Below are 23,219 nucleotides of genomic sequence, written 5' to 3'. Positions count from 1 at the left end.
TTGATGAACAGGCGCTACTTGGTGGACGTCATGAGCACGTAGTCGTACATGCCGAGGTACGCGTCGGTGACGGTGACGTTCGCCGCGGAGTCCGGGCGGTAGAGCAGGTTCTTGCGGTAGAAGAGCGGAACGACCGAGGCGTTCTCCATGACCTTCTGGTCGACCTCGCCCCACGTGGCGTTGCGCTGCGTGGTGTCGACGGTGCCGATGCCCTTGACGAGGAGTTCGTTGATCCCCTTGTCGTTCAGCTCCATCAGGTTGGTGCCGCCGGAGGGCTTGATGGCCGAACCGTTGACGATCTGGTCGAGGAAGCCGAAGCCGGTCGGCCAGTCGGCGCCCCAGGCCATCATCATCATGCCCGCGTTGTTCTTGTGGACCCAGGCCGGAACGCCCGCGAAGTCGGTGAAGTACTTGTCCGCCGGGAACTGCTTGATCTCGGCGGTGATGCCGATCGCCTTCAGGCTGTTCTGCAGCTGCGTGGCGGCGGTGACCTCGTCAGGACGGTCGGAACGGGCCGTCAGCGTGGTCTTGAAGCCGTCCGGGTGACCGCACTTGGTCAGGTGCTCCTTGGCCTTGGCCGCGTCGCCCTTGCTGCCCTCGGTCGGGTACAGGTCGAACTTCTTGTAGCCCGCGACGGTCGGAGGGATGACCGTGCTGGCCGGGTCGCCCTTGACCGGGCCGCCGATCGAGTCGACCATGCTCTTCTTGTCGACGGCGTACTGGACGGCCTTGCGGCACTCGACGTTGTCGAACGGCTTCACGTTGACGTTCAGCGCGAGGTACTGCAGGGCGCCGGCGTACGGGTTGTCCGTCTTCGCCTTCTCCGCCGCCTTGACCAGGACCTTGGGCTGGGTCTTGGACTGCAGACCCGTGCCCGCGATGTCCGCGGTGGTCTCGTCGTTGAGCAGGTGCTCGTCGACGGTGGTGGGGTTGACGTTGAACTTGAGCTGGATCTTGTCCGGCAGCGCCTTGCGGATCGGGTCCGTCTTCGGGTCCCACTCCGGGTTGCGGACCAGGGTCGCGCCCTTGCTCTCGTCGTACGCCGAGAACTTGTACGGACCCGAGGAGACCATCTTCTGGACGTAGCTTGCGCCCTTGTCGGCCTTCTGCTGGATCGGCGCGGTCTGCGAGAACGCGGCCAGGTAGTCCATGTCCGCGAACGGCTTGTTCAGGTGGAAGACGATCGTGTACTTGTCCGGGGTCTCGATGGACTTCAGACCCTCGGACGACTTGTCCTTGTACGGACCCTTGTACTTGTCGCCGCCTTCGAGGTACGCCTTGAAGTACGTCGGGCCGTTGGACAGGGCCTCCGGCGCGAAGTTGGATCGCTCGACGGCGTACTTGACGTCCTGCGAGGTGATCTCGGAGCCGTCCTCGAACTTCACGCCCTTGCGGAGCGTGTACGTCCAGGTCTTCGCGTCCGCGCTCGCCTTGCCGAGGCCGGTGGCGAGGTCGGGGACGACCTGGAGGCTGTCCTTGCCGGCGGCCGGCTTGAACGTCACCAGCGAACGGGCGTACAGACGGGAGAAGTTCTGCACCCAGCCGTAGTACGTGTTGCCGGGGTCGAGGGAGTCCGGGCCACTGGAGTGCTCGTAGGTGACCGTTCCGCCCTTCTTGGTGCTCGGGTTGACGATGCTCGTCAGACCGGCGTCGGCCTTGGCGCTGCCACCGCCGCCACCGCCGCCCTTGCCGCTGCCGCCGTCCGAGTCCTTGCTGCACGCCGTGGCGGCGAGCGACACCGCGATCGCGACGGCGACGAGCGCCGCTGTCTTTCTGTTCTGCATGCTGAGGAAAGCCCCCTCGCTAGTCCTGTGCGGCACTGCCGCGTTTACTTGCCACGAGGGTCGAGTGCGTCACGCAGCCCGTCCCCCAGCAGGTTGAAGGCCAGCACGGTGATGAAGATCGCCATGCCGGGGATGACCATGAACATCGGGTCCACCTCGTAGAGGTCGACCGCCTGCGTGAGCATGCCGCCCCAGGACGCCTGCGGCGGTGCGATACCCACGCCCAGGAAGGACAGGGCCGCCTCGAAGAGGATGTTCGTGGGGATCAGCAGCGTCGCGTACACGAGGATCGGCGCGACCAGGTTGGGGAGCAGCTCGCGGAAGAGGATGAACGGCCCCCGGGCGCCCAGCGACCTGGCGGCCTCCACGAACTCGCGCTCGCGGAGGGACAGCGTCTGCGCGCGGACGATGCGGCCGATGTACGGCCAGCTGAAGAAGCCGATCACGAAGATCAGGACCGCGATCCGCAGAGTGAGCCCTTCCATCCCGAAGGCGTTGCCCTGGAGGGAGGCGGAGATGGAGATCGCGAAGAGCAGCAGCGGGAAGGCGAGGAAGGTGTCCATCAGCCGGCTGATCAGGCTGTCCACCCAGCCGCCGTAGAACCCGGCCACGACACCCATGACGACGCCGATGACGACGGAGAGCAGGGTGGAGCCGACGGCGACCACGAGCGAGACCCAGGAGCCTTCGAGGATGCGCGCGAAGATGTCGCGGCCCGTCTGCGGTTCGACGCCGAAGGGGTGGTCCCAGCTGATCCCGCCGAAGTCGCCCTTGGGCGCCAGCATCACGGGGTCGACCAGGCTCTGGTTGAACGCGTTGGGGTCGAGCCCCAGGAGCGACTGGAGCGGCTTGGAGAGCACCGCGGTGAGGATCAGCAGGACGACAACGATGCCACCGGCCATCGCCGCCTTGTCCCGCTTGAAACGGGTCCAGGCGATGCGGCCGAGCGAACGGCCCTCGATCTCCTTGCGGCCCGCGCCTTCCAGCACCGCTTCGGGCCGGGTATCCGCCCTGGTGGTCTCGATAGGTGCCGTCATTGCGCTGGAGACCCCTCTCGACCGGCGGTGGCCGGCCCGTGACCGCCGCGGTAGCGGCTCCTACATAGCCCGATTCGAGTGACGGCGCCCGTCGGGCCCGGACCTGGAAAAGGGGGGCGACTACGGGCACAGAGCACCTGTTGCGAGGGAGTCTTCAGCCACTGCGTGCACACCCGCCAGACCTCACGGGGAATGTTTGCTCAAACGTGATGACGCCAAAATGCTTCCGGTATCCGAACAGCCGGACTCGGCAATCGGGCTTCTCGGTCACAAAACAGCGATAACGACCACTTCGCACATGAACGCCGAAGTGCCCGCAATGCCCCCGATTCGACGGGGACCTGACGCGCACTCAGTACGCGGGCGCCTGCGGATACCCGTACCCGGGCGCGGCGTGCGCCTCGCGGTCGTAGAAGGGGCGGGAGTTGACGCGCAACCACATCGCGACCGGGTCGTACTCGTCGGACATCGCGACCGTGGAGACCGGCAGGCCCTCGGGGACGGCGCCGATCGACTGGCGCATCATCCCGCGCACCGCGTCGACGGACGGCCTGCTCGTGTCGTACAGGTCGAGTCCGACGGCGAGGTACGGGGCGCCGAGCGCGGGCTGCACCCAGGCGCGGCGCAGCGAGCGGATCGCGGGGGTGTGGTGGGCGTTCTGCGCGAGCTGGGCGTAGAACTGCGGGATCTCGATGGCCGGTTCGCTGATCCTGAGCGGACCGGCGGGCATCCGGTCGAGGCCGGTCGCGATGCGGCGCAGATCCAGCCAGGGGATGCCGACTCCGCCGCCCGGGGCGTGCGGATTGAGCCAGACGCCCCAGCGGTCGGGGTAGAGGGCGCGGGCGATGTCCAGTCCGGCGACCACCTCGTGGTCCCGGCTCCAGCCGCTGGCGGTGAGCTCCTGGGGGGAGGTGACGCACGGGGCGTAGCCGAGCCCTTCGACCTCCATGTTCCCGTACTGGGCGTCGGGGGCGCCGGGGCGGCCGTGCCAGAGGAGCATCCAGACCCGGCCGGCCGACAGGGCCTGGAGGAGCGCCTCGTACGCGTCGTAGCGCCCGGGCGCGACCTGTCGCAGCATGTGCTCGACCTGACCGGCCGCCGCGGTGCCTGACGCACTCACCCTGGGTCCCGCCCCTCGTAGATCCTCTGCTTCGGCCACCGGGCATCGGCCTTCGGCCATCAAACCAGCTTATGCGGCCGCGCCGTCACCGGCTTGACGCCGCCGACCGCCCCCCGTCACTCCGGGACGCGCGTGTAGAAGGGCCGCACCCGGTCGCGCATCCAGTCGGCGACCGGGTCCTGCGCCACGTCGAGGAGGACGAGGTTGACCGGCCACGGCACCGCGACGCGGCCCAGCGCCCGGCCCAGGGCGTCCATCGGGGCGCTCTGTCCGGCGCCGTCCCAGGTGGAGAACTCGACGCCGACGAAGAGCACGGGGTCGTCGCCCTCGACGCTGGCCAGGACCCGGCGGGCGGTGCGGACGACGCCGCTCTCCTGGAACTCGCCGGCCGCGGCGGCCAGGAAGTCGACGGGCTCCTCCTTCCAGTCCGGCTCGTACAGCCGGACCCGGCCCCCGGTGGCCGGGCCGTCGAGCGGGGTGCGCCCGGCCCGGCACAGCTCGGCGACGGCGGGCGGCGGCAGCGGCAGGCCGACGGCGCCGCCCGGGTTCACCGCGATGCCGAGCCGCGGGGGCAGACCGCGGGCGAACTCGACGGCGGGGGCGACGGTGAAGGACATCCGGTCGCCGACGCAGGTGAGGAACTGGTGCTCGGAGCTGTAGACGGGGACGTACGCGGTGCCGTCGATCTCCATCGCGGGCAGATCGAGGTCCCGGGCGTCGGGTCCGCCGCCGTTGGGCAACGGCACCCAGACGTGGCTGCGGCCGAGCACCTCCAGCAGGCGGCCGCCCGCCTCCGGGGTGCCGAGCGAGGCGCCCAGCACCTCTTCGAGTTCGTTGGCCGGCCAGCCGCCCTGCGGCAGGCTCCCGGCCTGTGCCGGAATGTCCACTGCTTCCCTCTCGCCCCGGTGCCGTGCAGCAAGAGGGTACGGCCTCGCCCGGCCTCCGTCGGCCCTGGGGCCCGTCCGGAAACCGCCCTCCCCGGCTACTGTCCGGCTGTTGGACGGTCCGTTTTCAGCCGTCGGTCTGTGCGTCTGCGAACGTGATGCGCGTGAGCGCCCCGGCCGCCTCGCGGTCGAGCAGGACGGCCGAGGCGCAGCCGCGCGGCAGCAGTCCCGCCTCGGTGTCCCGCAGCAGCCGCCCCACGGCTCTGCGGTGCCGCGCGAAGGCGTACGCGGAAACGCCCCGGCCGCGCTCGCGCTGGCCCTCGCGCGCGGTCCGGGCGGAGACGTCGAGCAGGACCAGGTGCAGGCCGGTGCCCCGGCGCCGGGCATGGCGGGCGAGCAGGGCGCGGACCCAGCTCTGCGTACCGCAGTCGTGGACGACGACGGAGGCGCCGGAGCGCAGCACCCGCCGCAGTCCCCGGTAGTGGGCGAGGCGGACGAGCGGGCGGTAGAGGACGTACGGGAGTAAGCGGGGCAGCCGGTGGGCCCAGCGGTCCCTGGTGTCCTGGGAGTCGACCGCGTGGGCCGGGGCGGTACGGGCGAGCAGGGTCGACTTTCCGCTGCCGGGGAGTCCGGAGACCACCACCACGTCCCCGGCGGCGAAGCGCAGGACGCGCGGGCCGCGCCCGGCCCGGCCGCGCAGGTCCCGGACGACGGGCGGATGCGTGCCCACCGCCTGCCGGGGCGGTGAGCCGGACTGCGCGGGCAGTGCGGCGCTGGTCGTTCCCGCGGTCGTCGCGTAGCGCAACGTCATCGCCTCCCCCTGGCCGTACGGCCGACGCGTGCAGGACCGGTATCTACCCCAGAAGTGTAAAGAAAAGGTAATGCGACACAACCGTCCGACCCGCCGGAGGACCGTGACGAGCGGCACCGCTCCCGGCGCACCGCTCCCCCGGAATGCGTGCGATGATGACCCCGCCAACTGCATACAGGCCGCTTGAATCCGCGCGGGAGAGTCCCGGTCACCGCGCCGGGCGCCGAAGGAGCAAGATCCTCCCTTGAATCTCTCAGGCCCCGTACCGCGTGGATGAGGCATATCTGAAAAGCGAGCCGCCCGGCGGCTCCACCCAAGGTGCAAGCCGACCCTCGCGGGGCCTCTCGGCGAACCTCTCAGGTTCCGATGACAGATGGGGAGGGATCGTCCTCGCCGTCGTCATGCCCTGGGAGCCCTTTCATGAGCAGCACCCCCCGTCTCACCGCCCTCGATGCACTGCATCGTTCGCTGGGCGCCACCATGACCGACTTCGCGGGCTGGGACATGCCGCTGCGGTACGCGAGCGAGCGCGACGAGCACAACGCCGTCCGCACGAAGGCCGGCCTCTTCGACCTGTCCCACATGGGCGAGATCACGGTCACCGGCCCGCAGGCGGTGGACCTGCTGAACTACGCGCTGGTCGGCAACATCGGCACGGTCTCGACCGGCCGGGCCCGCTACACGATGATCTGCGCCGAGGACGGCGGCATCCTGGACGACCTGATCGTCTACCGCCTCCAGGACACGGAGTACATGGTCGTCGCCAACGCCGGCAACGCCCAGCTCGTCCTGGACGCGCTCACCGCGCGCGCCGCCGGCTTCGACGCCGAGGTCCGCGACGACCGCGACACGTACGCGCTGCTCGCCGTGCAGGGCCCCGAGTCCCCGGCGATCCTCGCGGCCGTGACCGACGCCGACCTGGACGGCCTGAAGTACTACGCCGGGCTGCCCGGGGTCGTCGCCGGGGTGCCCGCGCTGATCGCCCGCACCGGCTACACCGGCGAGGACGGCTTCGAGCTGTTCGTCGCGCCCGGCCACGCCGAGCAGCTGTGGAAGGCGCTCACCGAGGCGGGCGCCGCGCACGGCCTGATCCCGTGCGGCCTCTCCTGCCGTGACACGCTGCGCCTGGAGGCGGGCATGCCGCTGTACGGGCACGAGCTGACGACCTCGCTGACCCCGTTCGACGCCGGGCTCGGCCGGGTCGTGAAGTTCGAGAAGGACGGCGACTTCGTCGGCCGCAAGGCGCTGGAGGCCGCCGCGGAGCGCGCCGAGACCGCCCCGCCCCGCAAGCTCGTCGGCCTGGTCGCCGAGGGCCGCCGGGTGCCGCGCGCCGGGTTCCCGGTCGTCGCCGGCGGTCAGGTCATCGGCGAGGTCACCTCGGGCGCCCCCTCCCCCACCCTGGGCAAGCCGATCGCCATGGCGTACGTCGACGCGGCGCACGCCGAGCCGGGCACCGCCGGAGTCGCGGTGGAGATCCGAGGCAGCCACGAGCCGTACGAGGTCGTGGCGCTCCCCTTCTACAAGCGCAAGAAGTAGAACCGTAGGACCCGGCCGGTGTCGCGTACGTGACACGGTCCCGTCTCACACCGCAAGACCACCGTTCATCCGCACTCCCCGCGTACAGGAGAATTCAGACCATGAGCAACCCCCAGCAGCTGCGGTACAGCAAGGAGCACGAGTGGCTGTCGCCCGCCGAGGACGGCGTGTCCACCGTCGGCATCACCGAGCACGCGGCCAACGCGCTCGGTGACGTCGTCTACGCGCAGCTCCCCGAGGTCGGTGACACGGTGACCGCGGGCGAGACCTGCGGCGAGCTGGAGTCGACCAAGTCGGTCAGCGACCTGTACTCGCCGGTGTCCGGTGAGATCACGGAGTCCAACCAGGCCGTCGTGGACGACCCGTCGCTGGTGAACTCCGCTCCGTTCGAAGGCGGCTGGCTGTTCAAGGTGCGCGTCGCGGAGGAGCCGAAGGGCCTGCTCTCCGCCGACGAGTACACCGAGTTCTCCGGCAACTAAAGACCCCAAGGGACCACCTGATGTCGCTTCTCAACTCCTCACTCCACGAGCTGGACCCGGACGTCGCCGCCGCCGTCGACGCCGAGCTCCTGCGCCAGCAGTCCACGCTCGAAATGATCGCCTCGGAGAACTTCGCTCCGGTCGCGGTCATGGAGGCGCAGGGCTCCGTCCTGACCAACAAGTACGCCGAGGGCTACCCCGGCCGCCGCTACTACGGCGGCTGTGAGCACGTCGACGTGGTCGAGCAGATCGCGATCGACCGGATCAAGGCGCTCTTCGGCGCCGAGGCCGCGAACGTCCAGCCGCACTCCGGTGCGCAGGCGAACGCCGCCGCGATGTTCGCGCTGCTGAAGCCGGGCGACACGATCATGGGCCTGAACCTGGCGCACGGCGGTCACCTGACCCACGGCATGAAGATCAACTTCTCCGGCAAGCTCTACAACGTGGTCCCGTACCACGTGGACGACACCGGTGTCGTGGACATGGCCGAGGTCGAGCGCCTGGCCAAGGAGGCGAAGCCGCAGCTGATCGTCGCCGGCTGGTCCGCGTACCCGCGTCAGCTGGACTTCGCCGCCTTCCGCCGCATCGCGGACGAGGTCGGCGCGTACCTGATGGTCGACATGGCGCACTTCGCCGGTCTGGTCGCCGCGGGCCTGCACCCCAACCCGGTGCCCCACGCCCACGTCGTCACCACGACCACGCACAAGACCCTCGGCGGTCCGCGCGGCGGTGTGATCCTCTCCACCCAGGAGCTCGCCAAGAAGATCAACTCGGCGGTCTTCCCGGGTCAGCAGGGCGGCCCGCTGGAGCACGTGATCGCCGCCAAGGCGGTCTCGTTCAAGGTCGCGGCGGGCGAGGAGTTCAAGGAGCGCCAGCAGCGCACCCTGGAGGGCGCCCGCATCCTGGCCGAGCGCCTGGTCCAGCCCGACGTCACCGAGGTGGGCGTCTCCGTCCTGTCCGGCGGCACCGACGTGCACCTGGTCCTGGTGGACCTGCGCAACTCGGAGCTGGACGGGCAGCAGGCCGAGGACCGGCTCCACGAGATCGGCATCACGGTCAACCGGAACGCCATCCCCAACGACCCGCGCCCGCCGATGGTCACCTCCGGCCTCCGCATCGGCACCCCGGCCCTGGCCACCCGCGGCTTCGGTGCCGAGGACTTCGCCGAGGTCGCCGAGATCATCGCCTCGGCCCTCAAGCCGTCCCACGACGCGGACGACCTGAAGGCCCGGGTCGCGAAGCTCGCCGAGAAGTTCCCGCTGTACCCCGGCCTGAAGTAGCCGACCCGGCGCATTCGCGCCTACGGGAGGGGCACCCGCACACTGAACAGTGGGCGGGTGCCCCGTCCCTTGTCCCCCGTTTTGTCTCATGCACTCCGGGCCGCCCACGCCCGTACCGCACCACCCGGCAGACAACGGCGTCTACCAACCCTTAGGAGTCCCCCCGTGGCCATCTCGGTCTTCGACCTGTTCTCGATCGGCATCGGCCCGTCCAGCTCCCATACGGTCGGCCCGATGCGCGCGGCCCGTATGTTCGCGCGCCGCCTGAAGAACGAGGGCCTGCTCGCCCACACCGCCTCGATCCGGGCCGAGCTGTACGGCTCCCTCGGCGCCACGGGCCACGGCCACGGCACCCCCAAGGCGGTCCTGCTCGGCCTGGAGGGCGAGTCCCCGCGCACCGTCGACGTCGAGACGGCCGACGAGCGGGTCGAGGCGATCCGCTCCGGCGGCCGGATCAACCTGCTCGGGATGCACGAGATCCCCTTCGACGCGGACGAGCAGCTGATCCTGCACCGCCGCAAGGCGCTTCCGTACCACGCCAACGGCATGACCGTCTTCGCGTACGACGCCGACGGCGCCACGCTCCTGGAGAAGACGTACTACTCGGTCGGCGGCGGCTTCGTCGTGGACGAGGACGCCGTGGGCGAGGACCGGATCGTGCTCGACGACACGGTCCTGAAGCACCCCTTCCGCACCGGCGACGAGCTGCTGCGACTGGCCCGCGAGACCGGCCTCTCGATCTCCTCGCTGATGCTGGAGAACGAGCGCGCCTGGCGCACCGAGGACGAGATCCGCTCCGGGCTCCTGGACATCTGGCGCGCCATGCAGGCGTGCGTCTCGCGCGGCATGTCCCGCGAGGGCATCCTGCCCGGCGGCCTCAAGGTCCACCGCCGCGCCGCCAAGACCGCCCGCCAGCTGCGCGCGGAGGGCGACCCCCAGACGCACGCCATGGAGTGGATCACCCTCTACGCGATGGCGGTCAACGAGGAGAACGCGGCGGGCGGCCGCGTGGTCACCGCCCCGACGAACGGCGCGGCCGGCATCATCCCGGCCGTCCTGCACTACTGGATCAACTTCGCCGCGGGCGGCTGCACGGAGGCCGAGAAGGAGGACGGCATCGTCCGCTTCCTGCTGGCCGCCGGCGCGATCGGCATGCTGTTCAAGGAGAACGCCTCCATCTCCGGCGCCGAGGTCGGCTGCCAGGGCGAGGTCGGCTCCGCCTGCTCCATGGCCGCCGGCGCCCTCGCCGAGGTCCTGGGCGGCTCCCCCGAGCAGGTGGAGAACGCCGCCGAGATCGGCATGGAGCACAACCTGGGCCTGACCTGCGACCCGGTCGGCGGCCTCGTCCAGATCCCGTGCATCGAGCGCAACGGCATGGCCGCGGTGAAGGCGGTCACGGCGGCGAAGATGGCCCTGCGCGGCGACGGCAGCCACAAGGTCTCCCTCGACAAGGTCATCAAGACCATGAAGGAGACCGGTGCGGACATGAGCGTCAAGTACAAGGAGACCGCCCGCGGCGGGCTCGCGGTGAACATCATCGAGTGCTGACCGCACAGGCCCTGACCAGCGCGTTCGCTTCTTCCAGCGCTGTCAGGGCCTTCCCCCGCTCACCCAACGGACCGTCCCTGGGATCTCTGCGGGACGGTCACTGTTCCAGTTCCGCCGCGCGTTCCTTGAGTTCCTCGGCGAACGCGTCCCAGTCGGGTCCGAAGCAGAGCAGGTCGGCGGCCGCTTCCCGGAGCAGTCGCGGGTCATCGGGACGTTGCAGGCAGGCCAGGCGGTAGGCGAGATTCCGCGCCCAGGGCGGCAGCGCCATCCAGTCCTCGGCCAGGATCTCGCGGAGCATGGCGAGAATCTCGGCGGCCGTCGCGAAGGTGACCTCCTCGATGAAATCGCGGGTGGCTTCGTTGATCTCCCGGCTGTCTGCGCTGTCGATGGCCCGGCTCAGGCGCCTGGCCACGGGGCCGGGCCGGGCGACTCTCGCTCTCCTGGCAGGTTCTGCTGACTCGCCGGGGGTGCCGGGTTCAGTCCGCACCTGAGCTCCCGCCCGTGTCCGTCCGTCCGGCGTCGTCGTTCCAGAACGGTGCGCCCACCCGCACTCGGATCTGCCTCTTTCGGTCGTCGTGGAAAGTCACTTCGCCGGAGACTCCTTCTCCGACCTCGGGCAGTTCGTCCACCGGTGGATCGGGGTTGTACGAGGCGATGTCCAGGAATGCGATGACCTCGGGAGCGCCGTCCCACCCGATGAACACTCCGAACGGGCGCCGCACACGGACCACCCCGTACACCCTGCTGCCGACCAGCTGCCGAAGCTTCACGTCTTCCCAGGCTGCCTATTGGAACAACAGGCGGTCGCGCACCGAAATTCGGGGCGTCACCTGAATCTCCATGGTGCCCGCGCACTCGCCCATGTGGAATTCAATGGAAATTCCCTTGGACGAATTCCCCGAGGTGAAGGAGAGACGCGTCGCGCCTTCACGGAAGATGTCCAGCACCTCGGCCCCCTGATCGTTCGCCCAGCGGATCCTCACCGATCCCCCCACCGCGTCGTAGGAGAAGGAGACCGACTGCCCCGCTTCATCGTGCAGGGTGAGGACCCGCGCACCGCTCTCGTCCGCGTCCGGCCATTGGCCGGTGGCCTCGTAGATCTCTTTGTCGTCGGGGGTCAGGAACTCTCGGTACATGTCTGCCTTCACCAAGCACTAGGAGACGGCCGGGGGCGGGCTCGCGGTGAACATCATCAAGTGCTGACCGCACAGGCCCTGACCAGCGCGTTCGCTTCTCCCTGCACTGTCAGGGCCTTCCCCGCTCACCCAACGGACCGTCCCTGGGATCTCCGCGGGACGGTCACTGTTCCAGTTCCGCCGCACGCCCCTTGAGTTCCTCGGCGAACGCGTCCCAGTCGGGTCCGAAGCACAGCAGGTCGGCGGCCGCTTCCCGGAGCAGTCGCGGGTCATCGGGACGTTGCAGGCAGGCCAGGCGGTAGGCGAGATTCCGCGCCCAGGGCGGCAGCGCCATCCAGTCCTCGGCAAGGACCTCTCGAAGCATGGCGAGAATCTCGTCGGCCGTCGCGAAGGTGAGCTTCTCGACGAAATCGCGGGTGGCTTCGTTGATCTGCCGGCTGTCGGCGCTGTCGATGGCCCGGCTGAGGCTCCTGGCAGCGAGGGTCGGGTCGGGCACTGTGTGCTTCTCCTAACGGGTTTCACCGATTTTCCGGACGGCGGCGGCGTCCGTTGGCGGGACAGGCGCCCAGACCTTAGCAGTCAGTTTGCAACTCGATGAACCGCTCACTACGGGTTCAGCCAGTAGGTGGACAGCTGATAGGCACCGTCGGGCCGGTGAATGACCCGATAGCCGAAGTTGTGTCCGTCCAACTGCACGGACCTGTCGAGCGGGCCGGTGAACTCGGGGGTGCCGGGACGAGGGACGCTCCCGCCGTCTCTCATGTACGCGTACACATCGGAAACGATCGCTCGTTCGATCCGGTCCGGGCCCAAGTTGGTGGAGCTCGGAGTGTTTGTAATCCCGCCCGGCCCAGTGTGCTCACGGGCATAGCCGTGACCGGTATTGAAGTGCCATTGGTCGTCGCCGACCATCGCCGAGCGTTTGAGGTCCTTTCCCTCACCCTTGGATGTGTACTCGCCAACGGCCGGACCGTCGCCCGGGTAGTCCGGCGCCAAGCCCAAGGGGTCGGCCCAGGTGCAGGGGTTGTCCACGTACGTGACGGGGTTGGGCGCCGGCGCCAGACCCAGCGGGTCCGGGGAGGCGTAGCGGCCGGTTTCCGGGTCGTAGTGGCGGAAGACGTTGTAGTGGAGGCCGGATTCCGGGTCGTAGTACTGGCCGGGGAAGCGGAGGGGGGTGTACGCGGTGCTGGTGCGGGACCAGGCGGTGGTGCCCCAGAGGGTGGCGCGGGCGCGCCAGGCGATGTGGCCGGTCCCGTCGATGAGTTCGGTGGGGGTGCCGACGAGGTCGGTGGCGATGGCGAAGAAGCGACGGTCGATCTCCGTCTGCCGGTCGTCGGCCGTGAGGATGCGTTCGGTCTGGGACAGCGGGGCGAGGCCGCGGTGGTCCCAACTGAGGGCGACCGAGTTCGGGTCGTCGGGCTGGTGGGTGGTCTGCTCACAGAGGGTGAGCCCGTCCCAGGTGAACCGGGTCTCCTCGGCCACGTTCCCGTCGGCGGTCAGGCGCTGTTTGGCGGTACGGCGCCCGATCGGGTCGTAGCGGTAGCGCCAGCGGGTGCCGTCGGGGGTGGTGACGGAGGTGAGGCGGTTCTCCGTGTCCCAGGTGTAGCGCCAGGCGTCGGGCTTGCGGGAGAGCCGGGTCTTGCGGCGCAGGGTGACCCGGCCCAGCGCGTCGTACTCGAAGCGGACGTCTCCGGCGCGGGTGAGGGTGGTGCCGGTGTAGGCGCGGGAGCCGGTGGCCTCGGTGCCGGGGTGGGCGGAGGGCCAGGTGGCGGAGGTCTGGTTGCCGGCGTCGTCGTAGGCGTAGCGCTCGGTCCAGTTCCGGGCGTGGACCGCGGTGACGCGGCCCGCCGCGTCGAGGTCGAAGGTGCGGGTGCCGGACTTCCGGTCGGCGACGGATATGAGGTGGCCGTCGGCGCGGTAGGTGTAGACGCGGCTGTTGACGGCGCGGGTCCCGGCGTCGATGTGCTGGGCGGTGAGGCGTCCGGCCTCGTCCCAGGCGGAGGTCATGGTCAGCGCGTCGTCGTAGGCGCGGGTGAGTTCGCGCCCGGCGGCGTCGTGGGTGAAGCCGATGCGGTGGCCACCGCTGGTGAGGCTGTGGGCGCGGCCGTCGGGACCGTACGTGTAGGAGGTCACGTGGCCCGTGGGTGTGACGCGCCGGGTACGGCGGCCCAGCGCGTCGTACGCGTAGGAGAGGGGACGGCCGTCCACCAGTTCCGTCTTGGTCCTGCCCGAGCGGTCGTACTGGTAGCGGATCTCGCTCTCCGGGCCCACGGCTTCGAGCAGGCGCCCCGCCCGGTCGTAGGCGTACGTCGTCACCCGGCCGTCGACGTCCTTGCGGAGGACCCGGTCGAGCGGGTCGCGTGTGAAGGTGATCGTGCCGCCGAGGGCGTCGGTGCGGGCGGTGAGGCGGCCTGCCGCGTCCGTCTCGTACGTGAGGGTGCGGCCGTCGAAGTCGGTCTCGGACGTGACGGTGCCGGCCGCGTCGTACGCGTAACTCCAGGCCAGACCCTGCGGGTTGGTGACGCGAGTGAGGCGCAGCGCGCGGTCGTGCTCGAACTCGTAGCGGGCGCCGTCCGGTCCGGTGCGGGCGGCGAGGAGGTCGAAGTGGGTGTACTCGAAGCGGGAGACGCCGCCCGACGCGTCGGTGTGCGTGAGCGCGTTGCCCTCGCCGTCGTACGTCCACGACTCGGTGGCCCCGTCGGGTGCGGTGCGCCGGGCGAGCTTGCCGTCGGGGTGCCACTCCAGGCGGGTGACGCCGCCGGCCGGGTCGGTGATGCGGACCGGCCGGCCGAGGGCGTCCCGCTCGGTGCGGGTGACGGCGCCGCCGGGGTCGGTCACCCGTACGGTCAGGCCGGCGGCGTCGCACTCCACGCGGGTGGTGGCGCCGAGGGCGTCGGTGACCGACGTGAGCCGGCCGGCGGTGTCGTAGGTGCAGCGGGTGGTGGCCCCGGCCGGGTCGGTGATCGCGGTGCGGTTGCCGCGTTCGTCGAACTCCTGGAGCACGCGGTTGCCGTCCGGGCCGATGATCTCCACCGGCAGGCCGGACGGGTCGCGCACGGTGCGCAGCTCGCCGCCGTCGGGCGCGGTGGTGGCGACGAGCCGGCCTTCCTCGTCGTACGCGAAGGCGGTGCGCAGGCCCAGCGGGTCGGTGCGGGAGTGCAGGTTGCCGTGCGGGTCGTGGGTGAACCGGGTGGTGTGCCCGAGCGGGTCGGTGACGGCGAGCCGGCGGCAGCCGGGGCCGAAAAGGTGGTGGGTGGTGTGGCCGTCGGCGGTGGTGAGCGTGGTGGTGCGGTGGCCGGTCTCGGGGTCGGGGTCGGTGTACGCCAGGGTGATCTGTACGTGCCCGGCCTCGCCGCCCTCCGCGACGACGCGGTCCTGGTCGTCGTAGACGTAGTCGTAACGGCTGCCGTTGGAGTCGATCCAGGCGATGACGCGGCGGCGGTCGTCGTAGACGAAGGTGGTCGTGGCGCCGGACGGCTTGGTGACGGTGGTGAGGTCGCCGTCCTCGTAGCCGTAGCTCATCAGGAGCAGGTCCGCGCCGTCCTCGCCCGCGCCCGTCAGGGACAGGGCGGTGATCCGGCCGTCGGCGGTCGTCAGGGCGAGCCGCCGGCCCGCGGAGTGGACCAGGGCCAGCGGCAGGCCCTCCTCGTCGCGGTCGACGGTGATCCGGTGGCCGTTGCGGTCGGTGAGGTCGGCGAGCCAGGCCACGCCGTCGCCGCCGGGCTCCGCGCCGCGCGGCCCGTCGAAGTCGAGGTCCAGGCCGCTGTCGAGGTCGGTGACCGTGTAGTCGCCGTTCGCGTCGCGGGCAAGCAGCGTGCGGGCCCGCCCCGTCTCGGGCCGGACGGGCGCGCCGGGGGCCGGGTGCGGGTAGCGGATCAGGAGGCCGTCGGCGGTGACGTGGAGGATGCCGATGGAGTCGATCAGCAAGCGCTCGTCGACGGTGGAGGTCCAGGAGGGCCCCATGAAGCGGCCGGCGGTCAGGCCGGACTCGGTGCGGCGGGTGAACAGCAGAGGCAGGATGCCGGGGATCACGACGTCGGTCTGCGGCAGGAACATCCGGCCGGAGGCCAGGTCGACCGGGTCGGTGCCGTCGGTGACGCGCTCGCCGGGCTTGCGGGTGTGGGTGCCCTCCGGGGCGTCGTCCGCCACCTTGCGCAGCCGGGCGATGTCGGACGCCTCGTCGACGACGCGCAGGCCCTTCACCGCGGCGCCGCCGCCGCCCGTGGCAACGGTCAGCGCGAGATCCGGGATGAGCCGGCCGACGCCCTCGGCCGGGTCCTTCATGAAGTCCTTGACCATCCGGCTGCCGGTGCCGACCGGGTCGTTCGCGGCGACCACCAGACCGGCGGCCAAGCTGTTGAGCGAGGTCGCGTACTCGGCCGGGTGCGTCAGGTTGTACGGGTCCATCGGGTTGATGCCGCGCACGAAATTGGCGATGCCCGCCGACGCCTTGATGATCCCGCCGTCCAGGTGCATGCCCATGACCTGGGACTCCTCGAACCCGTCCCGCGCCTGCTCGGCGTACGACGGCTTCTTCGGCGCCATGTCGCGGGCGGCCCGCACCGCCGTGCGGGCGGTCTCCGCTGCCGTGTTCCGCTGTCGGCGGGCCTCGGTGAGGATGTCCTGCGCGTCCTGCATCAGCTTCTTGCCGGGGTCCGTGAACGTGGAAGCCGGCCTCGGCGGCAGTGAGGACGGGTCGCGCTTGTCGGCGGGCTGGGCGTTGTATCGGTCGACGGCGCTGTTGTAGTCGTCCACCTTCTTGCGGTGGACGTCCGCCGCGTCCTCGGACGCCTTCACGCCCTCCTTCCACTTGTCGATCGCGGTCTGCGCCTGGCCCTGCGCCCAGTTCACGGTGTCCGCGAACGCGTCGAGCGCCCCCAGCGCCTTGGTGGTGGCGTCGGCTGCCGCGTACCACTTCGGCGGCTGCGTGCTCACGGCGGTGCGCAGGGCGTTCGCCGTCTCCCCCTTGAGCTCGCCCGAGTTCAGCCCCTTGAGCCCGTCCCCGGTGCCGTCGAAGGCCGACTGGAACGCGCGGAGCTTCGTCACCGTGGCGTCGATCTTGCCGGGGCTGCCGTAGATCAGCTTGGTCTTGTCCTCGGTCTGCCCCAGGTCCATCTCGTCGGCCTCGGCGCCCAGCCGGTTGGCGACCGAACGGGACTGCTCGCGCACCCAGTCCGCACCGGACTCCCAGCCGACGTCGTCCAGCCGGTCGGCAGTCCAGTTCCCCACGTCCTCGACCCGGTCACCGGCCCACTCGAGTCCGTCCTCGACCGCGTCCTCGACCGAGTCCGGCGTGAGGTCGCTGATGATGTCGCCGATACCCACGGTCAGTTGCCCCCCGGCTCACTGTGCTGCTGTGCCTGCTGCGCGCGTTCCTCCGGCGACGGGCCGAACGTCTCGTCCAGCATGCCGTCGAACTGCTGGTCGGAGATCCCGAGCGCACTGTTGAACATGTCGGACCGACGGCCGCCGGTGCCCTCCGTGAGGACCGTGCGGCCGGTGTCCTTCCAGGTCTGCTCCATGTCCTGGCCGGCCTTCTCGAATGACTCGGGGCTGTAGTCCGGCTTCAGGTAGTCCGGCGTGAAGACGTCGCCCCAGTCCTGCCGCGCGATCTCCTCCTCGGTCGCGTGCGGGTTCCCGCCGAACACGGCGTTGGCGCCCACCTTGAGCGTGCCCGCGAGGTACTGATCGTTCGCCCACTGCGTACCCGCCGCCAGGCCCAGCCGGTTCGCGATCCCGCTCGCGTCCCGTACCAGGGCCCGTACGCCCCACTCCCAGCGCTCGCAGAAGTCCTCGAAGTCCACCGAGAGGCCGTGGTGCCCGGTCTCCATCCCGGTCATCGCCAGCTCCGAGAACCCCTTGCCCGTCACCGAACCGGTGGCGCCGCCGAGGTCCCCCAGCTCGTCGATCGTCGTGTTCAGGCCCTTGGTGAACTTGGCGACCGACGTCTTGTCCAGGTGCAGATCCGCGCCGTCGCCGCTCATGCCCGCACCTCCGACGCCTCGCCGGTGTCGACGGCGGCCGATTCCGGCACGATGCCGACGACCGGCGGGAAGAACATCGCCCCGTCCTCCGTCGCGATGTCCACCGCGAGACCGGCGGGCTCGCCCAGGGCAGGCACGATCTCGTCCACGATCCGCGCGCCCAACAGCGTCGCGTACTCCACGGGCTCGTCGCCCGGGAGGTGGTGCCGGACGAACCGGGCCAGCGCCACCTCGTCCGTGAAGCCGTGGATCCACCGCACCCCGCCCATCCGCGCGGACCACAGCCGGTCGCCGGTCATCGGCACCAAAAGGACCGCGCGCCGCATCTCACCGACCAGCGCCCGCGGGTCCCCGGCGCCACTCCTCCGCTCGGCTATGCGCTCGGCCGGCCCTGCACCTGATCGCTCCACGGCCCCTCCCCCTTCGGCGGCGACTCACGCCACCGTAGACGAGGAGGCCCGGCGGGGCCGGTGGTTCTCGCCGGGTCCTGCGCCTGTCCGCCCTCGCGAAAATGCGGTGAGGGCCGTTCCCCCGCCGTCGGGCAGGGCGCCGAATTCGGTGTCCCGCAGCAGCTCCCCGCCCGGGAGCGCGCTGTCGTGGCAGACCAGGGACCAACTCTTCGCCATCCGCGCCTCGTTGCCGCAGCCGCTCAGCGGTGCGTCCGGGTGGTCGTCGATGCCCACGAACAGGGCGTGCGCAGCGCGCGTGCGGCGATCCCGTCAGACCCGGCGGGGCGTTGGCCGGGCGATTCCAGGGCGCACTCCGGGCATTCCCCTGAGCACCCATATCCTCGTCGCGCCCCACTGGTTGACAGCTCGTCACCGCGATGACGGCAGGGAAGGGACGCGACATGAGTACCGGGGGATACAACCCTTACCCGCCGCCCTGGCCCCCGGGCGGCGGCCCGTACCCGCCTCCGTACGCCCCGCCGCGGCCTTCCCTGTGGCAACGGCTGCGCAGCGACGACTGGCCGACCCTCGGTGAGCTGCTCAGAGGCAGGCGGCAGCGCGTCCACGGCTGCGTCTGGGCGCTGATCCTGCTTCCGTGCACCTGGGGGATGACGCTGCCCCTACTGGCCGCCTACCCGTTGGCCAGGTCGGCCCGGCGACAGGCACGCAGGGCCTTCCCGGTGCACGGGCGCCGCTTCAGCGACCCCGACCTGGTGCAGGCGCAGCGGGCGCGGGCCTGGGCCGCCGCCGCCATCTCGGTCCTGCTGCTGATCGCGTACGGCAAGCCGGGAGACATGGCCGAGGCCCAGGAGCAGTACGTGATACGGCTGATGGCCACTCCCTGGCTGCTGCTCCTCAGCGCCCCCCTCGTGGTCGCGTTGATCTACCGGTGGGCCTCGCCGGCGAAGCGGGCGGCCATGCGGCCGCGGCTGCGCGCCGCCGGACGGTCGGCCCTGTGGTACCTGGGCGCGTGCAGCCTGATCCCGCTGCTCGCGGTCCTTCTCGCCTGGGGCATCACCCGGGCGGAGACCGGCACCGGGGCGGAGTCCGCCCTGCTGGGCTTCCTCCTCACGCTCGTCGGTTACCTGGCCATGGCCTGGATCGTGCTCTTCGTGTTGTTCGCCTCCGGACCGGTCGTGCGAAGCGGCTTCAGCACCTCGGAGGTCCACGCGGCCCTGCCCGCCCTGCTCACCGGGGTGCTGGTGTGGGAGTTCATGATCATCGGCTTCGTGGTGAGCGGCCCGCCGCCCGGGCCGGCGCTCGTCCAGGTCCTGGCCCTGGTCGGCGGCCCCGCGTCCGTGTCGGCCCTGGCCTGGTGGGAGATCCACCGCCTGCGCACGCGCCACGGCGTCGCACTGCGCGAGTAGCCGGAAATCCGGTAAAGGGGCCTGGTCCCCATTCGATAGGATGCGAACGGCCTGCGACAGAGGCACCCACACAGTAGAAATTGGGAGCATCCGACGATGACTCGACACCTGATCACCAGCGCGCTTCCCTACATCAACGGGATCAAGCACCTGGGGAACCTGGTCGGGTCGATGCTCCCGGCGGACGTCTACGCTCGGTATCTGCGCCAGCGGGGCGAGGAGGCGCTGTACATCTGCGCCACCGACGAGCACGGCACCCCGGCGGAGCTGGCCGCGAAGGCGGCCGGACTGCCGGTGGCCGAGTTCTGCGCGCAGCAGCACGACGCGCAGAAGGCGGTCTACGACGGGTTCGGGCTCGCGTTCGACTACTTCGGGCGCAGCTCCTCCGCCGAGAACCGCGAGATCACCCAGCACTTCGCCCGCAAGCTGCACGAGAACGGCTTCATCGAGGAGCGGGCGATCCGCCAGGTCTTCTCGATCGCCGACGACCGCTTCCTGCCGGACCGCTACATCGTCGGTACGTGCCCGCACTGCGGGTACGACAAGGCGCGCGGCGACCAGTGCGAGAACTGCACCCGTGTCCTGGACCCGACGGACCTGATCGAGCCGCGCTCCGCGATCAGCGGCAGCGGCGAGCTGGAGGTCCGGGAGACCAAGCACCTCTTCCTCCTCCAGTCGAAGCTGTCCGGCGAGGTCGAGGCGTGGATCGACGAGACCAGCGACGAGTGGCCGCACCTGGCGTCCTCGATCGCCCGCAAGTGGCTCACCGAGGGCCTGCACGACCGGGCGATCACCCGTGACCTGGACTGGGGCGTGCCCGTCCCGGCCGACACCTGGCCGGAGCTCGCGGCCGAGGGCAAGGTCTTCTACGTCTGGTTCGACGCCCCCATCGAGTACCTCGGGGCGACGAAGGAGTGGGCGGACCTGGAGCCGGAGAGCCGGGACTGGAGGTCCTGGTGGTACGAGGCGTCCGACGTCCGGTACACGCAGTTCATGGCCAAGGACAACGTCCCGTTCCACACGGTGATGTTCCCCGCCATGCAGATCGGCACCCGTGAGCCGGTCAAGCGGGTCGACCACGTCAAGGCGTTCAACTGGCTGAACTACTACGGCGGCAAGTTCTCGACGTCGCAGCAGCGCGGCATCTTCTCGGACACCGCCCTCGAACTGCTGCCCGCCGACTACTGGCGCTACTTCCTGATGGCGCAGGCCCCGGAGTCGGACGACACGTCCTTCACCTGGGAGCTGTTCGCCACCTCGGTGAACAAGGACCTGGCCGACACCCTCGGCAACTTCGTGAACCGGGTGCTGTCCTTCTCGCGCAAGCGGTTCGGCGACGAGGTGCCGGCGGGCAAGGAGGCCGGGGACGCCGAGCGGAAGCTGGGCGAGGAGATCGCGCGGCTGCTCGCGGAGTACGAGGGCCACATGGAGGCGCTCCAGTTCCGCAAGGCGGCCCAGGCCCTGCGGGCGCTGTGGAGCGCGGGCAACTCCTACCTGGAGGAGAAGGCCCCCTGGCTGGAGATCAAGACCGACCAGGAGGGCGCCGCGCTCACCCTGCGCACCGCGATGAACCTGATCCACCTGTACGCGGTCGTCTCGGAGCCGTTCATCCCCTCGTCCGCGCGGGCCATGCGCGAGGCGTTCGCCCTGGCGGACGACACGGCGACCTGGGTGAGCGCCGACGAGGCCCGCGCCCTGGCGTCGGTGCCGGCCGGGACCGCCTTCACGGTGCCGCCGGTGCTCTTCGCCAAGATCACCGACGAGGACCTGGAGGCGTGGCGCTCGCGCTTCGGCGCCCAGTAGTCCCGCACAGTCGTACGTCGTCGCCCGGCCGGGTCCTAACGGCCGGGCGACTTCGCGTTCGGGCCCTGCGCCGAACTGCGTCGAAACATTTCGAACCGTTGACCGAAAGTTCCGGTGGCGCTAGCCTGCCGCATGCCCGGCCGGGGCACGCACGTGTGCATGGAGAACCCCACCACGCAGAGGGAACACCGCCATGAAGCGAAGAACGTCGCTCCTCAGCCTGATCACCGCGGGGGCGCTGTGCGCGACCCTCGCGGCCGTCGCCCCGGCCCTCGGCGCCGGTGACGCGCACTCCGGCGGCGCGCCCGGCCCCCGGGAACGCGGCGCGCACTGGGTCAGCACCTGGACGTCGATGCCGCAGCTGACGGAACCGTCGAACATGCCCCCGGCCCCCTTCACCGGCGACGACTCGGTGCTGACGGACACGACGCTGCGGCAGACCGTCCACGTCTCGGCGGGCGGCGACCACATCCGGCTGCGGTTCTCCAACGCGTTCGGCGGTGCGGTGCTGCCGATCACCGAGGTCTCCGTGGCCCTCCCGCTGAACGGGAAGGCGGGGACCGGGGCGATCCGTCCGGGGACCTCGCACACGGTGACCTTCCGGGGCTCGGCGTCCATCGACGTACCGGCCGGGGCGCAGGCCGTCTCCGACCCGCTGGACTTCCGGGTCGCCCCGGGGTCCAACCTCACGGCGACGGTCTACCTGGCGACCGGGCAGGCGTCCACCGCCCTCACCTCGCACCCGGGCTCCCGCACGACCTCGTACCTGCTGCGCGGCGACCACGTACGGGACGGGGACCTGCCCGGCGCGACGACCACCGACCACTGGTACCTCCTCAGCGGCGTCGAGGTCTGGGCCCGGGGCACCACATCGGCGACGGCCGTGCTCGGGGACTCGCTGACGGACGGCCGGGGCTCCACGACCAACGGGAACGACCGCTGGCCGGACGTGCTCCAGCGGCGGCTGACGGCCCGGACGTCCGTGGTCAACCAGGCGGCGGGCGGCAACCGGCTGCTCGCCGACGGCCTGGGCCCCAACGGGCTGGCCCGGTTCGACCGCGACGTCCTGGCGCAGAGCGGGACGGACCGGCTGATCGTCTTCGAGGGCGTCAACGACATCGGCACGGCGGACGCCACCCCGGAGGCCCAGAAGCGCACGGCCGAGGCCGTCATCACCGCGTACGACCAGATCATCACCCGCGCCCACGCGCAGGGCATCCGGGTGTACGGGGCGACGCTGACGCCCTTCGGCGGCAACACGGGCTACGACGACCCGGACGGGTACCGCGAGGAGGCCCGGCGCACGGTCAACTCCTGGATCCGCACCAGCGGGCGGTTCGACGCGGTGCTGGACTTCGACCGGGCGGTGCGCGACCCGCACCGGCCCGCCGCGCTCCGCGCCTCGCTGGACGTGGGCGACCACCTGCACCTGAACCCGGCCGGCTACCGGGCCCTCGCCGAGGCCGTCCCGGCCCGGCTGTTCGAGCCGTCGCCGCTCCCGGCGGGCTTCGGCTACAACTGACCGCCTCGCAGGGCGGGTCCGCGCACCGGTTCCGGGTGCGCGGACCCGCCTTTCGCGTTCCCCCGGTGCGACTCACCGAACCGGCCATGCGGCGCCCGCCGCCGTCCGACGCGCGGGCGGCTCAGGAGTAATCCAACTGCTCATAACTGCCCAGGAGTTCGCGCCGATCACACATTTTCGGTCACCTGCTCCTTCCCTCACGTGCTCGCGGGGAGTTCACTGGACGTGACGAGGGGTGACGCGACCGCCGCGCACGTCAGGCGGCGCGCTGCCCTGGGCCCGGCTCCGGTCGCCCGGTCCGCGCGGAGGAAAGAGGAGAGCCATGCCAGCCACCCCGTCCCCGGCACGCCCATGGCGTGTTCCGGCCGTGCGGGCCGCGTCCGGCCGCCCGGAGGGAACGGCCGGGTGTCCGACGACGACCGGCCACCCCGCCGGCTCAGGTCCGCCGGGGCGGACGCGCGCACGGCCGGACCGCGACC

The 23,219-nt window shown here is 70.8% G+C and carries 20 protein-coding genes and 1 riboswitch; of the genes, 7 read left to right on the top strand and 13 right to left on the bottom strand.

The genetic code is table 11. The annotated features are described in order from the left end of the window. Window positions 1-14: 14 nt before the first annotated feature. The 5 genes from G3I41_RS12260 to G3I41_RS12240 all read right to left on the bottom strand — a co-directional run bounded on the left by G3I41_RS12260 (window position 15) and on the right by G3I41_RS12240 (window position 5,636). Entirely contained in the window at window positions 15-1,784 is a 1,770-nt protein-coding gene (locus G3I41_RS12260) for an ABC transporter substrate-binding protein (protein ID WP_164400238.1), read from the bottom strand. A gap of 44 nt (window positions 1,785-1,828) precedes the next feature. Beyond that, window positions 1,829-2,821, bottom strand: a complete 993-nt coding sequence (locus tag G3I41_RS12255) for an ABC transporter permease (protein WP_164400237.1) — start codon at window positions 2,819-2,821, stop codon at window positions 1,829-1,831. 352 nt (window positions 2,822-3,173) lie between these two features. Continuing rightward, entirely contained in the window at window positions 3,174-3,941 is a 768-nt protein-coding gene (locus G3I41_RS12250) for an enhanced serine sensitivity protein SseB C-terminal domain-containing protein (RefSeq protein ID WP_164400236.1), read from the bottom strand. A gap of 116 nt (window positions 3,942-4,057) precedes the next feature. Continuing rightward, window positions 4,058-4,828, bottom strand: a complete 771-nt coding sequence (locus tag G3I41_RS12245) for an enhanced serine sensitivity protein SseB (protein WP_164400235.1) — start codon at window positions 4,826-4,828, stop codon at window positions 4,058-4,060. 124 nt (window positions 4,829-4,952) lie between these two features. Next, entirely contained in the window at window positions 4,953-5,636 is a 684-nt protein-coding gene (locus tag G3I41_RS12240) for an AAA family ATPase (RefSeq protein WP_164400234.1), read from the bottom strand. 184 nt (window positions 5,637-5,820) lie between these two features. Continuing rightward, a riboswitch (glycine riboswitch) is annotated at window positions 5,821-5,914 on the top strand. Between the two features lie 142 nt (window positions 5,915-6,056). On the opposite strand from G3I41_RS12240, the gene gcvT reads away from it, so the two are divergent. From gcvT to G3I41_RS12220, 4 genes are all read left to right on the top strand, one after another. After that, window positions 6,057-7,172, top strand: coding sequence for a glycine cleavage system aminomethyltransferase GcvT (gcvT, locus tag G3I41_RS12235; protein WP_164400233.1), 1,116 nt, complete (start codon window positions 6,057-6,059; stop codon window positions 7,170-7,172). A gap of 101 nt (window positions 7,173-7,273) precedes the next feature. After that, window positions 7,274-7,651: a glycine cleavage system protein GcvH gene (gene gcvH / locus G3I41_RS12230; protein ID WP_164400232.1), complete on the top strand. Its 378-nt coding sequence runs from the start codon at window positions 7,274-7,276 to the stop codon at window positions 7,649-7,651. 20 nt (window positions 7,652-7,671) lie between these two features. Then, window positions 7,672-8,931, top strand: a complete 1,260-nt coding sequence (glyA, locus tag G3I41_RS12225; protein ID WP_164400231.1) for a serine hydroxymethyltransferase — start codon at window positions 7,672-7,674, stop codon at window positions 8,929-8,931. A gap of 165 nt (window positions 8,932-9,096) precedes the next feature. Beyond that, window positions 9,097-10,479 carry an L-serine ammonia-lyase gene (locus tag G3I41_RS12220; RefSeq protein WP_164400230.1) on the top strand — a complete coding sequence of 461 codons (1,383 nt, stop codon included), beginning with the start codon at window positions 9,097-9,099 and terminating at the stop codon, window positions 10,477-10,479. 97 nt (window positions 10,480-10,576) lie between these two features. On the opposite strand, the gene G3I41_RS12215 is transcribed toward G3I41_RS12220, so the two are convergent. The 8 genes from G3I41_RS12215 to G3I41_RS12180 form a co-directional block, all read right to left on the bottom strand. Further along, the gene (locus tag G3I41_RS12215) at window positions 10,577-10,891 is read right to left on the bottom strand and encodes a hypothetical protein (protein ID WP_164400229.1); all 315 of its coding nucleotides are present in this window, start codon (window positions 10,889-10,891) and stop codon (window positions 10,577-10,579) included. A gap of 64 nt (window positions 10,892-10,955) precedes the next feature. Further along, complete coding sequence (locus G3I41_RS12210) at window positions 10,956-11,249, bottom strand: RNA-binding protein (protein ID WP_164400228.1); 294 nt, start codon at window positions 11,247-11,249, stop codon at window positions 10,956-10,958. Between the two features lie 15 nt (window positions 11,250-11,264). Further along, a complete protein-coding gene (locus G3I41_RS12205; RefSeq protein WP_164400227.1) occupies window positions 11,265-11,615 on the bottom strand; it encodes a hypothetical protein in 351 nt (116 codons plus the stop codon). A 163-nt stretch (window positions 11,616-11,778) separates the two neighbouring features. Next, entirely contained in the window at window positions 11,779-12,111 is a 333-nt protein-coding gene (locus G3I41_RS36785) for a hypothetical protein (protein ID WP_164400226.1), read from the bottom strand. Window positions 12,112-12,221: 110 nt separating this feature from the next. Further along, window positions 12,222-16,940, bottom strand: a complete 4,719-nt coding sequence (locus tag G3I41_RS12195; protein WP_343242107.1) for a putative T7SS-secreted protein — start codon at window positions 16,938-16,940, stop codon at window positions 12,222-12,224. 2 nt (window positions 16,941-16,942) lie between these two features. Beyond that, window positions 16,943-17,599, bottom strand: coding sequence for a hypothetical protein (locus G3I41_RS12190; protein WP_164400225.1), 657 nt, complete (start codon window positions 17,597-17,599; stop codon window positions 16,943-16,945). Continuing rightward, complete coding sequence (locus tag G3I41_RS12185; protein WP_343242106.1) at window positions 17,596-18,009, bottom strand: SseB family protein; 414 nt, start codon at window positions 18,007-18,009, stop codon at window positions 17,596-17,598. The genes G3I41_RS12190 and G3I41_RS12185 overlap by 4 nt, the downstream gene beginning before the upstream one ends. 24 nt (window positions 18,010-18,033) lie before the next feature. Further along, complete coding sequence (locus G3I41_RS12180; RefSeq protein ID WP_164400224.1) at window positions 18,034-18,282, bottom strand: hypothetical protein; 249 nt, start codon at window positions 18,280-18,282, stop codon at window positions 18,034-18,036. Window positions 18,283-18,449: 167 nt separating this feature from the next. On the opposite strand from G3I41_RS12180, the gene G3I41_RS12175 reads away from it, so the two are divergent. From G3I41_RS12175 to G3I41_RS12165, 3 genes are all read left to right on the top strand, one after another. Beyond that, a complete protein-coding gene (locus tag G3I41_RS12175; protein WP_239081596.1) occupies window positions 18,450-19,415 on the top strand; it encodes a hypothetical protein in 966 nt (321 codons plus the stop codon). 96 nt (window positions 19,416-19,511) lie between these two features. Then, window positions 19,512-21,218, top strand: a complete 1,707-nt coding sequence (gene metG / locus G3I41_RS12170) for a methionine--tRNA ligase (protein ID WP_164400223.1) — start codon at window positions 19,512-19,514, stop codon at window positions 21,216-21,218. A gap of 193 nt (window positions 21,219-21,411) precedes the next feature. Then, window positions 21,412-22,740 carry an SGNH/GDSL hydrolase family protein gene (locus G3I41_RS12165; RefSeq protein ID WP_164400222.1) on the top strand — a complete coding sequence of 443 codons (1,329 nt, stop codon included), beginning with the start codon at window positions 21,412-21,414 and terminating at the stop codon, window positions 22,738-22,740. The last annotated feature ends 479 nt before the right edge of the window (window positions 22,741-23,219 follow it).

It is taken from the genome of Streptomyces sp. SID9727 (assembly GCF_010550605.1).
Classification (GTDB): Bacteria; Actinomycetota; Actinomycetes; order Streptomycetales; family Streptomycetaceae; genus Streptomyces.
This window is presented reverse-complemented; position numbering and strand designations above follow the sequence as displayed.